The organism is bacterium, from assembly GCA_020444065.1.
GTDB lineage: Bacteria > Sumerlaeota > Sumerlaeia > SLMS01 > JAHLLQ01 > JAHLLQ01.
The window spans coordinates 375,375-388,810 of sequence record JAHLLQ010000006.1 but is presented as its reverse complement, the minus strand read 5'-3'; the positions used below and the strand labels follow the sequence as shown (position 1 = coordinate 388,810).

At 59.3% G+C, this 13,436-nt stretch carries 9 protein-coding genes; 4 read left to right on the top strand and 5 right to left on the bottom strand.

The genetic code is table 11. The annotated features are described in order from the left end of the window. Positions 1-22: 22 nt before the first annotated feature. Positions 23-481 (bottom strand): SUF system Fe-S cluster assembly regulator, encoded by a 459-nt coding sequence (locus tag KQI84_15755; protein MCB2156328.1) that lies wholly within the window; start codon positions 479-481, stop codon positions 23-25. A gap of 252 nt (positions 482-733) precedes the next feature. On the opposite strand from KQI84_15755, the gene malQ reads away from it, so the two are divergent. After that, positions 734-2,320, top strand: coding sequence for a 4-alpha-glucanotransferase (gene malQ, locus KQI84_15750; GenBank protein ID MCB2156327.1), 1,587 nt, complete (start codon positions 734-736; stop codon positions 2,318-2,320). 157 nt (positions 2,321-2,477) lie between these two features. Then, a complete protein-coding gene (serA, locus tag KQI84_15745) occupies positions 2,478-4,067 on the top strand; it encodes a phosphoglycerate dehydrogenase (GenBank protein ID MCB2156326.1) in 1,590 nt (529 codons plus the stop codon). A 78-nt stretch (positions 4,068-4,145) separates the two neighbouring features. Here serA and ilvC read toward each other — a convergent pair whose 3' ends face one another. From ilvC to yajC, 4 genes are read right to left on the bottom strand one after another with little or no spacing between them, the layout of a single operon-like run. Then, on the bottom strand, positions 4,146-5,138 hold the full coding sequence (gene ilvC, locus KQI84_15740) for a ketol-acid reductoisomerase (GenBank protein ID MCB2156325.1): 993 nt from the start codon (positions 5,136-5,138) through the stop codon (positions 4,146-4,148). Between the two features lie 52 nt (positions 5,139-5,190). Continuing rightward, complete coding sequence (gene secD / locus KQI84_15735) at positions 5,191-7,917, bottom strand: protein translocase subunit SecD (GenBank protein ID MCB2156324.1); 2,727 nt, start codon at positions 7,915-7,917, stop codon at positions 5,191-5,193. A gap of 27 nt (positions 7,918-7,944) precedes the next feature. Beyond that, complete coding sequence (locus KQI84_15730; protein MCB2156323.1) at positions 7,945-8,679, bottom strand: HD domain-containing protein; 735 nt, start codon at positions 8,677-8,679, stop codon at positions 7,945-7,947. 42 nt (positions 8,680-8,721) lie between these two features. Beyond that, the gene (gene yajC / locus KQI84_15725) at positions 8,722-9,084 is read right to left on the bottom strand and encodes a preprotein translocase subunit YajC (protein ID MCB2156322.1); all 363 of its coding nucleotides are present in this window, start codon (positions 9,082-9,084) and stop codon (positions 8,722-8,724) included. 432 nt (positions 9,085-9,516) lie between these two features. On the opposite strand from yajC, the gene KQI84_15720 reads away from it, so the two are divergent. Together KQI84_15720 and KQI84_15715 are read left to right on the top strand one after the other, a co-directional pair. Next, positions 9,517-11,991 carry a PQQ-like beta-propeller repeat protein gene (locus tag KQI84_15720; protein ID MCB2156321.1) on the top strand — a complete coding sequence of 825 codons (2,475 nt, stop codon included), beginning with the start codon at positions 9,517-9,519 and terminating at the stop codon, positions 11,989-11,991. A 160-nt stretch (positions 11,992-12,151) separates the two neighbouring features. After that, the gene (locus tag KQI84_15715; protein MCB2156320.1) at positions 12,152-13,435 is read left to right on the top strand and encodes an Nramp family divalent metal transporter; all 1,284 of its coding nucleotides are present in this window, start codon (positions 12,152-12,154) and stop codon (positions 13,433-13,435) included. Position 13,436 lies beyond the last annotated feature (1 nt).

Genomic DNA, 13,436 nt, shown 5'->3' with positions numbered 1-13,436 from the left:
GGGGGGCTATCATGCTCCCTCCTCAGGTTGCCTCCAGGCCGGCCGCCAAAGCGGCAGTGCCGCAGGCGCAGCCTTGGCGGTGCGCCATCTCCTCAAGCGAAATGCCTTCCAGCGCGCCGACAACGGCGTTGTTGATGCGCTGCCAGTGATTACTCACCGGGCATCCGCCTTCCATGCCGCACTCGCTGTCGGCATGCTCGCTGCAATCGGTGAGTGCGATGGGACCCTCGAGGGCCAGGATGATGTCCGCGACGGACACTTCCTTAGCCGGGCGCGCAAGCGAGTAACCGCCTTTGACCCCGCGATGGGACTCCAACAGCTCCGCCCGGACCATCTTCTTGAGGATCTTGCTGACCATCGGGAGAGGGATTCGGGTCTCTGCGGCAAGGTCGCGCGCCGAGAACATTTCACCCCGAGACCCACGTGCAATGTGTGTCAGAAGGAGCGTCCCGTAGTCTGTCTGTTTGGTGATTCGGAGCATCGTTTCCCACCAGGTGCCGAAAACTGGACCCTTTTGGTCCCGTTTCTCGTCAGGAAGCTAGTTCCATGCCCAACTCGCGGCAAGGGGAAAACGGCGTTGACGGTATAACTCGGCAGATTTGAGCCGCCCCTAAAAGGGCTTTAGCGCCGAAACCAAGGCACACCCCGGGAAGTCCTTGCACCGCCATCGGGTGCCTTCTCACTATGGCGCGTCCGATCAAACATCCTTCCCACAAGGAGCGCTGCCTTGAAACTGAATCGACGCCAGGCCGGAGTTCTTCTGCATCCCACTTCTTTGCCAAGCCCGTACGGAATCGGCGATCTCGGGCCCGAGGCGATTCGATTTCTCGACTGGGTGAAGGCCGCGGGTCTTTCCCTGTGGCAGGTCCTGCCGTTGGGCCCGACAGGCTTTGCGGACTCGCCCTATCAGTGCTTCTCCGCCTTTGCCGGCAACCCGTTCATGATCAGCCCGGATCTTTTGCGCCGCGAAGGCCTGCTGAAGCCCGCAGACTTGAAACGGCCGAAGTTCTCCGAAGCGAACGTGAAATATGGCCCGGTGATCGAGTGGAAAAACACCCTGCTGCGCAAGGCTTACGAGCGCTTCAAGGCCGGCAAGTTTCCGAAACTCCAGAAGCGTCTGGATGCATTCGTCAGCAAGCCCAGCACCGCGGCCTGGCTGGACGACTACGCGCTCTTTGCAGCCTTGAAATCCGCCCATGGTGGGCAGGTGTGGAATACGTGGGCCGCGCCGTTGCGCAGGCACGACGCGAAGGCACTGAAGCAGGCAGCCAAGGATCACGCCGACGAAGTGGGGATGCACAAGTTCATCCAGTTCCTGTTTTTCGATCAGTGGGCAGACGTGCGGAAGGCGGCGCATGAGCGCGGCATCCAGATCGTCGGCGACATGCCGATCTACGTCGCTTACGACAGCTCCGACACCTGGGCGAGCCAGGATCTTTTCCAGCTCAAGAAATCCGGCGACCCGAAGCGCGTCGCGGGGGTTCCGCCGGACTATTTCAGCGAAACCGGCCAGCTTTGGGGGAATCCACTCTACGACTGGGACAAGATGCACCGCCGCGGCTACAAGTGGTGGGTTGCACGTATGCAGGCGATGCTGGAGCTCGTCGACATCGTGCGTCTGGACCACTTCCGCGGATTTGAAGGCTATTGGTCGGTGAAATTCGGCGAGGAGACTGCGATCAACGGCCGCTGGGTTAAGGGGCCCGGTGCGCCGCTCTTCAAGGCGCTTCGCAAGGCGCTCGGCGAGCTGCCGATCATCGCGGAAAACCTCGGCGTGATCACGGAAGAGGTCGAGGACCTGCGCAAGCAGTTCGACCTTCCTGGCATGAAGATCATGCAGTTCGGTTGGACCGTCGCCGGGACGAAGCCGCTGGTTCCGGACCCAGGCTGCGATTTCCAGCCCCACAAGGTCGAGCCCACAAGCGTCGTCTACACGGGATCGCACGACAACGCGACGGCCGCCCAGTGGTGGAGGGAATTCGCCTCGAAGGAAGAGCAGAAACTCTTCAAGGCCTACACGGGCACGGATGGCAAGGAGGCGCACAAAGAACTGATTCGCCAGACATTCGCGTCGGTCGGAGCGATTGCACTGGTACCGATGCAGGACTTCCTTGGTCTTGGCAAGGAAGCGCGGATGAACTTCCCGGGTCGCGAGGCCGGGAACTGGACATGGCGTCTGAAGAAGGGCGCTGCCTCGAAGGCGCTGGCGAAGGGCATCGCCCAGGATCTGCTGCTGTTCGAGCGTCACGCTCAGCAGAAGCAGATCGCAGAGAGCCTGATCGCGAGTCAATCGGACGAAGAGCGCGCGCGGAAGCCGTAAGTGGGGGAGCGACGAGCGGTCGGCGGCGCGATGACAAACTTCGCAGGGAGACGGTGCTTGCGCTCAGGGCCTTTGGAGCGCAATTCCGTCGAGGCGAATGATCCACATCTCAGGACGAGGGGATCCGTCCGACAATTCGACCAGCAACGGGGAACTCATGACTTACAAAGTGCTCGTTAGTGACAAACTGAGCGAAGATGGCCTGGAGGTCTTCCGCAACGCAGGATTCGAAGTCGATCACACTCCGGAAATCACGCAGGACGAAATTCAGGAGTGTATTGGGCAATACCACGCATGGGTCGTTCGCAGTCGCAGCAAGGCGACGGCGGAGATCCTGGCGAAGGCCGATAATCTGCGCGTCATCGGTCGCGCGGGCGTTGGAATCGACAACGTGGACGTGGCCGCTGCCAGCCAGCGCGGCATCATCGTCATGAACACGCCTGGTGGGAACACGATCTCGACCGCCGAGCACGCAATTTCGATGATGATGGCGGTTGCTCGCAAGATTCCAGCAGCCGACGCCAGCATGAAGCAGGGCAAGTGGGATAAGAAGAAGTTCATGGGCGTCGAGTTGAACAAAAAAACACTCGGCGTGATCGGCCTCGGACGCATCGGCCAGGAAGTCTCGCGCCGCATGAAGGCATTTGGAATGACCGTCATTGCGCACGATCCGTTCGTCGTGAAGGAACGGCTCGATCAGCTTGGACTTGAATCGGTCAGCGTGGACGAGCTCTGCAAGCGCGCCGATTTCATCACGATTCATACGCCGCTCTCGATCGAAACGCGGCACATGCTGAACGCGGATCGCTTGAAGACGATGAAGCCCACCGTGCGCATCGTGAACTGCGCGCGCGGCGGCATCGTGGATGAAGAAGCGCTGATTGAAGCGCTCAAGAACGGCACCGTGGCCGGCGCGGCGTTCGACGTCTTCGAGACCGAACCGCTTCCCGCCGACCACGAGTTGCGCAGCCTGCCGAATGTCGTCCTGACTCCGCATATCGCGGCCTCAACGACCGAAGCGCAGGAAAACGTTGCCATTCAGGTGGCCGAGCAGATCGTCGACGTTCTCAAGAACGACAACATCCGCAATGCGCTGAACGCCCCGTCGGTCGATCCGGAAGTGCTGAAGGCACTGACGCCGTATCTGCGTTTGAGCGAACGCCTCGGGCGATTCGCGGCACAGTTCGACAGTTCGCGCGTGACGCGCCTGACCTGTCGCTTCAGCGGTTCGATTCTGGACTACCCGACGGAGCCGCTCTCGACGGCCCTGGCGAAAGGCTGGATCGAACCCTCGACCGATCGGCCAGTGAATTACGTGAACGCCATGCCGATCCTGCGTGAGCGCGGTATCGAGATTCTCGAGACGCGCCACAGCAAGCTGCATCGTTTCAGCAACCTGATCACCATTGAGACCGAGCACGAAGACGGCACCGTGAACGAAGTCTCCGGCAGCGTCTTCGAGCCAGATCACGGCCGCATCGTGATTGTGAACGGCAAGACGTTTGTGGCTGTGCCGGAAGGCAACCTGATCGTGATCGACAATAAGGACGTTCCGGGCGTGATCGGCGAAGTCGCTACGCTTATTGGAAAGAAGGGCATGAACATCGGAGAACTGACGTGGGGTCGCCGTGGCGAAGAGAACGAAGCCATGACGATCATCAACGTCGACGGTGAAGTCTCCAAGGAGATGCTTGAGGAACTGCGTGCGTTGCCGAACATCAACTCGGCGCGCGCGATTCGCCTGTAAGAAACTCGATACTTGGAACAAAGCAGCCCCCGCATCATGACGATGCGGGGGCGTTTCTTTGTCGTCTATTCTGAGAGCTTACTTCTTGTTCAGCCAGCTCATCATGCCGCGCAGTTCCTTGCCGACCTCTTCCGAACCGTGCTCGGCGTTCAGGCGACGAACGGCGTTGAAATGCGGCCGGCCGGAGATGTTCTCCAGCATCCAGTCGCGCGCAAATTGGCCGTTCTGGATCTCGGTCAGGATCTTCTTCATCTCGGCGCGCGTCTCATCGGTGATGATGCGCGGGCCGCGCGTGTAGTCGCCGTACTCGGCAGTATCGCTGACGGAGTAACGCATCATCGACAGGCCACCGCGGTAGATCAGGTCGACGATCAGCTTCAGTTCGTGCAGGCACTCGAAGTACGCCATCTGCGGCGCGTAGCCTGCCTCGACCAGTGTGTCGAATGCCGACTTGATCAGTTCCGAGACGCCACCGCAGAGGATCACCTGCTCGCCGAAGAGATCGGTCTCGGTCTCTTCCTTGAAGGTTGTCTCGATGATGCCCGCGCGACCGCCGCCAACGCCACAGGCGTGGGCGAGAGCGAGGTCCTTGGCCTTGCCGGAGGCATCCTGGTAGACGGCGATCAGGCAGGGAACGCCGCCGCCTTCTTCGTAGACGCTGCGGACCAGGTGGCCCGGGCCTTTCGGAGCCACCATGTAGACGTCGATGTCCTTCGGCGGCTGGATGATCTGATAATGAATGTTGAAGCCGTGGCTGAAGACCAGCGCATTGCCGGCGGTCAGGTTCGGGAGGATTTCCTCCTTGAAGCACTGGCCCTGGCGCTCGTCCGGAATCAGCAGTTGGATGACGTCGGCCTTCTTGGCGGCCTCGGCGGCGGAGTAGACTTCGAAGCCGTGCTCCTTGGCCAGATCGTAGTTCGGGCCGCCGGGGCGCTGGCCGATGATGACGTTATAGCCGTGGTCGCGCAGGTTCTGAGCCTGGGCGTGACCTTGGCTGCCATAGCCGACCACCGCGATGGTCTTGCTCTTCAAGACGCTGGGGTCGGCGCTCTTTTCGTAGTACATTTGCAACTTCGTCGACATGATCAGTTCCTTCGGGTCGATTTTTGTCTTCGCGGGTGGATCAGGCGCCGATCTTCACGGCCTTCTTTTTGCCGTGGACTGCCTCGAGGCCCTCTTTCTTCTCGCGATAGGTCATATAGGAGTCGACGAGAGCGGAGGCGACGAAGATCGACGAGTACGTACCCGTGATGATACCGAGCAGCAGAACCAGGGCGAAGTCCTTAAGACCAACGCCGCCGAAGATCAGCATCGCCAGAACCGTCAGCAGCGTCGAACCGGAGGTGAACAACGTACGCGACAGCGTACGGTTGATGGCCAGGTTGATGATTTCCTTCATGTTCCGGCCGTATTTTTCGCCCATCGTCTCGCGAATTCGGTCGAACACAACGATGGTGTCGTTGACCGAGTAGCCAAGGACAATCAGCAGACCGGACACAATATCGAGCGTCATACTCCGTCCCAGCACGATAAAGATGCCGAGCGTGATGATCAGGTCGTGGAGCAGAGCGGCAACGGCGCCCATACCGAATACCGGCCGGAATCGCAGCGCGATATAGCCCAGAATAATGAGTGACGCGACGAGGATCGTCCAGAAGGCAGTCCACTGGAACTCCGCACCAACCGTCTGGGCAACGCTCTGCGTGGACTTGATGACCACGCTATTTGCGGGCATGTAGTCCTTGTCGGTGTTGAAGATCGAGCCCAGCGTCGTCTGGATGTCTTCCAGGGTCTCGTCCGCTGCCTGGGGAACGGTGACCTGATACAAGGTCGTATTGAGGACGTGGACGACCTTTGCATCGTGGAACGTTTCGTCAACGGCGCGCTGGATGTCGGCGCGTTCGACCTGGGCGCTCTTTGCGTCGACAGTTGCGAGCACACCGCCCGTGAAGTCGATGCCAGGGTTCACGCCGTGTACGGTCAGGTAGAAGACCGAAACGCCGATCAGGACCAGTGAGATCGGGTAGCCAATCTTACGGTAGGCCATGAAGTCGAAGTTGACTTTGTTCAGCAGACGAAGCTTGCCGACGCTGATCTTCTTGAACTTCGCAACCCAGACCTCGATCAGAGCGCGGGTCACCGTGAGGCCGGTGTAGAGGTTGGCGATCAGGCCGATGGCCAGTGCCGTCCAGAAGCCGCGGATCGAGCCTTCGACGACTTCGAACAGAATCAGCACAAGGGCCGGTAGCAGCGACGTGATATTCGAGTCGAGAATAACCGAGAATGCGCTGCCGAAGGCGGCGTTCATTGCCGGTCTCATTGGTTTGCCTGAGTCGAGTTCCTCTCGGAGTCGCTCGTAGATCAGCACGTTGGCGTCCACGGCCATACCCATCGTAAGCAGGATACCGCCGATGCCGGACAGCGTCAGGGTGGCGCCTGCCAGCGAGAGAATTGCGAGAATCAGCAAGACGTTCAGAAGCATCGCCAGCACGGCGACAACACCGGCGACATTGTAGACGACAATCATCATGATGACGACGGCCACACCGCCGATCATCAGGGCACGGCCCGAATCGATGATTGAATCCTGCCCGAGGCTGGCGCCCACGGCGTTTTCTTCGATGACCTTTAACGGTGCCTGAAGCGAACCGGCCTTCAGAACCAGAGCAAGGTCGTGCGCGTCCTGCTGCGTGAAGTTGCCGGAGATTTCGCATCGTCCGGTCAGAATCGGTTCATTGATACGCGGGGCCGAATTGACCTCGCCGTCCAGGACAATCGCGAACTGCTCACCTGTATGGTAGCGCGTGACGTCGGCGAACTTCTCCGTGCCTTCCGGTCCGAATTCGAGCGTCACCTTGTAGGGGTTCTCGATGTCCTGCATATCCGTGATGGAACTGGCTCGGCGAAGGTCTCCGCCGGTGACTTCGGCCTTATTCTCAAGCAGATAGGCAATATTCTCTGTCGTCGTGACCTCGCCCGTGTTGGAGGTCCGTGTGTCCTTGCCGAGGAACAACTGGTAACCGGCAGGAACTCCCGGGATATTCCGTTTCAGTTTCTTGACGGTTGTCTGGGTCTCTTCAACGAAAACGTCTTCAAGGAACTCGTCGCGGATAATCTGGGTTCCCGGCTTGGTGAACTGAGTGATGACTTCGGCATGATTCGGATGCAGAAGACGGAACTCCAGATATGCCGTGCGGAGCAGGCCCTTGCGGATGCGTTCCGGATCGGTCTCGCCCGGAATGCGAACGCGGATGCGGTCGAAGCCCTGCTTCACCACTTCCGGCTGCGTCAGGCCGTATTCGTCGACGCGGCGACGGACGGTCTTGAGGGCGGATTCGATGGCATTCGTGGTCTCGAAATTGAGCTGCTTCTCTTCCGGACGAAGCGTCAGGGCCTGGTCGCCCCCCAACCTGGCGGCCGCATTGCCATCCCAGTCGAACACGCTGCTCTGGCGCTCCAGAACATCGGCGGCAATCTTCGCGTCGTCGGTCGGATTGTCCAGTTTGACGTCGATCGTGTTGTTGTCTTCCTTGTACTCGACCGTGGCGTCGACGGACTCAGTCTGGAACTGGCGGCGGAGGCTGTCGGCACGATCGCGCAGGTTCTGGCGAACGAGCTGATCGGTATCCACCTGAATCAGGAACTCGACGCCGCCCTGCAGGTCGAGGCCGAGTTTGATCATGTTCGCTTCAGCCAGTTTGTCGCGCTTCTCCTGGACCTGCTCCCGGGTGGGTTCTTCCGGGAGACTTCGAACAAACATGAAGTAGTCGAACGTCGGCCAGACGAAGTACAAACAAAGGGCCGTGACGATCAGGACGAAGATGAATCGGGCGTTAAAGACCTTGTCCATTATTGCATTCCTATCCGCGTTGAGAAACTAGAGGAGCGATGTCCCATTGATGACGAGCTTAAAATCGCAGTTCAAGAAGTTCGCCGCGCGACGACACATCGTCATGCGGCCGAGAAAAATCTCGAAGTAATCCATCACGGGCGACACATCGGTATCGATGGCCAGCCGCAGTGTGATCAGGTGCTTCTCGGGGTCAACGTCCATCTTGGAATCGGTGGCCGCGAAGTTCACCCGATCGTGAATGTGGCGGTGCAGCAGCGGCTTGTCGCTCCTTACGCGAGAACGCAACACGTCGCTTTTGTCCGCCAGAATCAGTGCTGCCGACGGGCCGCTGACCGGTTCGCCGACTCCTTCGTCGTGATTCCCGATGGCGCCGAGAACCACGGCTATTTCCGCCGGGTCCATCTTGCGGGCGGTCAGCAGCGAATACGCCATGATGGCGCTCGACTGCGCATGCCCGATACGGTGAACGGCATTCCCGATATCGTGCAGGTACGCCGCGACACCTGCCAGCCGAATCTCATCGGCCGTCAAGTGCATCTCCCGACAAATTCGCATCGCCCGCGTGGCGACGCGTGCGATATGGCGCAGACCATGATCCGTGAAGTTCAACGCCCCCAGGTTCCGATCTGCCCCCTCGATCAAAGCAAGGACCTCGGGGTCTTTCTTGATCTGATCGAAAGTGATCTTGTTGTACTTGGGAGCCGCCGGAGCCTTCGGGCTGCGGCTGGAAGCTTTCTTTGATGCCTTCTTCGTTGCCATGAGACTGCGAGTTTCCAGAACCCCGCTCATTCGCGGGATCGGTTACTTCTCTCCACCCTTCTTATCTTCGGTTTTCTCATCCGGATTGATCACCGAGATCGAGCTGCGGTTGACCGTGATCCGGGTACCCTTTGCGATCTCCAACTGAACCGTCGGCTTGTCGGGGTTGGCTTCCACGATGGTTCCGTGAATTCCGCCGGCCGAGATCACCTTCGTGCCCTTCTTCAGTTCCTTCAGCGCGTTCTGATGCTGCGCCTGCTCCTTCTTCTGCGGCCGAAGAATGATCAGCCAGAAGAGGACAAGGATAACGGCGATGGGCAGGAACCACTCCATGCCGCCGCCGGGGCTGGCTGGTTTCGAGCCCCCGCCACTGGTTTGGGCCAGCAGAAATATCGCGTGATACAACAAGAGAAACCCTCACTTGGGATCGATTGACGCCCAATAACTAACGATCCCCGCGCAAATTGCCCGGGAATCGGGAGCGGGGAACAGTAGGGAGAGGGGCGGTTGGGTGTCAAACGGAAAGCATGACGGCGTAATTCGATCTGGTCGATGGGGTAGAAGCCCCCCAGGGGGACTGCGCGAGCTATCGGCAGAGACCCATGTAGATCTGGTCTCGGGAGAGGAAATCGGGGATGCTGCGACAGAAGGTTTCCTTTCAGTGAATCGAGAATGCCCAGGAAGCTATACGATTGCGAAGATACAAGGGAAGTGTAGACATCTATCGATATTGCTCTGGACACCCGCAAATTGCACATGCATCATGTCCACTATTCGGATGAGGGAGATGCCTGCTAGGCAGGGTTCATCTGAAAATCGAAGAGCGGAGTGAGGACGATGATTCGCACGTACTATCTGCATCGCATTCTAGTGTTTCTGGGTCTGAGTGGAGCTATCCTGGGAGTTCCCAGAGTCGTTCCGGGGCAGCTGAGCGAAATCCCCGTGGATCCTCAGTGGGCGCAGGCGGCCCAAATCGTTACCATGGCAGAGAGTGACGATACCCTCTACGTTGGAGGGTATTTCAGCACGATCGCTCGGTATGCAGGCAACGCATTCCTGGCGGACCCCGAGACCGGCGAGATTCTGCCCTGGTTCCCCGAATTCGACGGCGGCGTCTATGACATGGTCGCGGACGGAGAAGGCGGTTGGTTTGTCGCTGGCGACTTCGACCATGTCGACGGCGCGGCGCAGGCATACCTCGCACACATCTCGCCCGATTACACGCTAGATACATCATGGACCCCAGAGCCGGACGCTCGCGTGCTTCATCTGCTTCATTCCGGCGGCACGTTGTACGTGAGTGGCGACTTTACGACCATCTCGGGGACCCTTCGCAGCGGACTGGCTGCAATCGATGCTGCCTCCGGCGATTTGGACACCGCCTGGGATCCGAATCCGAATTACGATGTTCTGGACATGGCCCTTTCCGGTTCGACGTTGTATCTCGGCGGTACATTCAATCAGATCGGTGGCGAAACGAGAGACCATCTGGCTGCCGTGGATGCTTCGACAGGGGCCATCCTTCCCTGGAATCCCGGAGCGAACAATATCGTTCAGTCTCTCGCCATCGATGGAACGGCTCTTTATGTAGGCGGGTATTTCTCTCAAATCGCAGGACAGTCGAGAGCGGCTCTCGCATCGATCGATCTTTCAACGGCGGAGGCGACCTCCTGGGACCCGGGCGCTAATGGAACCATTTCCGATCTTCAGATCATCGATTCAAAGCTCTACGTATGCGGCGCGTTCATTTCGGTCTCGGGAGAATCCCGCTCCGGTCTAGCCTCTTTCGAACTCTCCACCGGCGATCTGACAAGTTGGGCGCCTGACGTCGGGGGCTCAGTATACTCGATCGCCGCTCTCGGTACTTCGATCTTCATTACCGGGAGTTTTGAATTCGTAAATGGCCAGGATCACGTCAGCATCGCTGCCTTTGATCGCGGCACCGGACAACTGAGGTCATGGGAAATCCAATGCATGGGAGGATCAGGAGGGGCCAAATTCGTTGCCGCTTCGGATTCGCTGATCAGTTTTGGCGGCCTCATCGAGGGAGTCGGGGACGTGCAGCGCAGCACGCTGGCCGCCATCGACTTGACCACAGGCGACATACGCCCTTGGAATCCATCTCTTATTGGCAGCATTCACGACATGGATATCAAAGGGACCACTCTCTATGTAGCCGGTGACTTTTTGGCCATCAATGGCGAGAAGCGCGACCATGTCGCCGCATTCGACACGACAACCGGCGATCTGCTGCCCTGGGCACCTGTCTTGAACAACGGAGTCAGGGCTATTGTGGCTGCAGATTCTTCCGTGTTCATTGGCGGGAACTTCGATACGATCAATACACTCACGCGGGTTCGCCTCGCGGAGATCGACTTCTCCGGCAATGTGACGTCTTGGGATGTCGGAGCGAATGCTCAAGTGAGGGATTTCGAATACGATGGAACGAACCTGTACGTCATGGGTTCGTTCGAGGAACTGGGCGGTGAGAGCCGCAACTGCCTCGGGGTTGTGAGCGCCGCCACCGGCGCCGTGGGATCTCTGAATCTCGGGCCCGACAATGTGAACTCAAGTCTCAATGACATCCAGTTGGCCGGAACCACGCTCTATGTGGGAGGTGACTTCAGCAGTTTCGGAGGCGAACTCCGCGGGAACCTTGCCGCGATCGACACACAAACGAGCTCCTTGGCTGCCTGGAATCCCTGGGCAGACGATGAAGTGGGGGCTCTTGCCGTCGATGGTTCATCCATCTACGTTGGAGGCGGTTTCTCGACGATTGGCGGAACAGGCAGACGTGGGATCGCGGAGATCGATGCCACCACCGGCGCTCTGAATTCCTGGAATCCGGGCATCGAGGGCGGCGTTTTTGAATTGTTATTCGAGAGCGGGCGTCTGCATTGCGGCGGGACGATCGTTTCTGCAGGTGGCTTGCCGAGAGGATGGGTGACGACGTTCACCGCGGCGGATACGACCGCTCCGGTGGCGACGATCTCGGCACTCGAGTCACCCCAGACTGGCCCCGAGGTTCTGATTCCCTTTGAGGTATCCGATGGCTTGGAAGGCACTGGGGCGAGCAGCGTTCGGCTTTGGGTTCAAACACCCGGACGCCGCAGCTTCGTTGATACCGGTCTGGTGGGGGAAGACTCGATGGGTGTTTTCCTCTATCAAGTCACTGATGGCGAAGGACTCTACGAATTCGCGGCAACGGCAACAGATCATGCGGGAAATTCGGAGGTCGCGCCCATCGCGGGCGAAGCTAGCGTGCTGATCAGCGCGACTGCCGGAGTGGAGTTCTGGAGAGTAGTCGAGTAATCAGGTTGCCGGAACCTCAGCATCTCAAAACGATCGGGAGCGGCCATTATGCGGCTCCCGATCTGTTATTGGGGAGCGGCATCCCTCTTGACGCAATTCCCCCCGAAGCGGGATGGGTGCACAAGATGGTACACAGTTGAATCGCCCGAAGGAGCACGCCATGAGCACGGCGTCCGCAGGAGCGGTGAACCGTTCCACTTTGTCCGGCCTGTTAAAGACCCTTGGGCCCGGGATCATGTTCGCCGGTGCGGCTATCGGTGTCTCGCACCTGGTCCAGAGCAGCCGGGCCGGCGCGGAGTACGGCTTCGCGCTGCTATGGGCCGTTCTGCTGGCAAATCTCTTCAAACTGCCGTTCTTCGAGTTTGTCTATCGCTACTCGCATGCCACTGGTGAAGACATGCTGGCGGGTTACCAGCGTGTCGGGCGCTGGGCGCTCTGGTTGGTGTTTGCGATCGTTTTGATCAGCGGCTATCTTAGTGTCGCCGTCGTAACGCTCGTGACGGCCGGACTGGCGGCGAGTCTCTTCAAGATTAAGCTGACGATCTTCTGGTGGACGGCGATTGTCTCGCTGGTTTGCTTTATGATGATCGTGATCGGGCGCTATCCGGCGGTCGACAAGGCGATCAAGCTCGTCATGGCGGTGCTGGCCATCTCCACGATCACCGCTGTGGTGGCTGCGGCGATTCACGGTCCGGCCGGGACGCCGGAACTCGCAGTCGAATTCCCATGGGACAAGGCAGGAATCGCTTTTCTGCTCGCGCTGATGGGTTGGATGCCCGCGCCGATCGATGTTGGAATCTGGCCGTCCATCTGGGCTCGCGAGCGCGAAAAGGAGACCGGGCACCGCCCATCGCTGAAAGAGCGCCTGACCGATTTCTACATCGGCTACGTCGGATCAACCGTGCTGGCCGTGGCATTCCTGGCGCTCGGTGCTTTGGTGATGTTCGCAACCGGAGAGAAATTCCCCGCGCCGGCGATTGCCTTCTCGAACAAGCTGGTTTCGCTCTATACCGAGACGCTTGGCGGCTGGGCGTACTACATCGTCGCTGCTGCAGCGTTCACCTGCATGTTCAGCACGTCGCTGACATGCCTGGACGGTTTTCCGCGCACGACGCATTTCGCCTTCTGTCGCCTGACGGGTCGCGACCCGGAATCCCACCGCCAGGACCGTCTGTTCTGGGGCATTACGACATCGTTCGTCATCGCGACCCTTGTCATCGTCGGGTTGCTGATGAAGACGATGATCCACCTGGTCACGATCGCGACTATCACCGCGTTCATCACGGCACCGCTGATGGCGTATCTGAACTATCGCGTCGTCATGTTGCCGAATGTCGGCGAGGACTCGCGCCCACCGCGCTGGATGCACATCCTGGCATGGGCCGGCCTGGTCTTCCTGCTCGGATTTGTCGCCGTCTACATGTGGTCGTTGCTGGCGGGGTAGC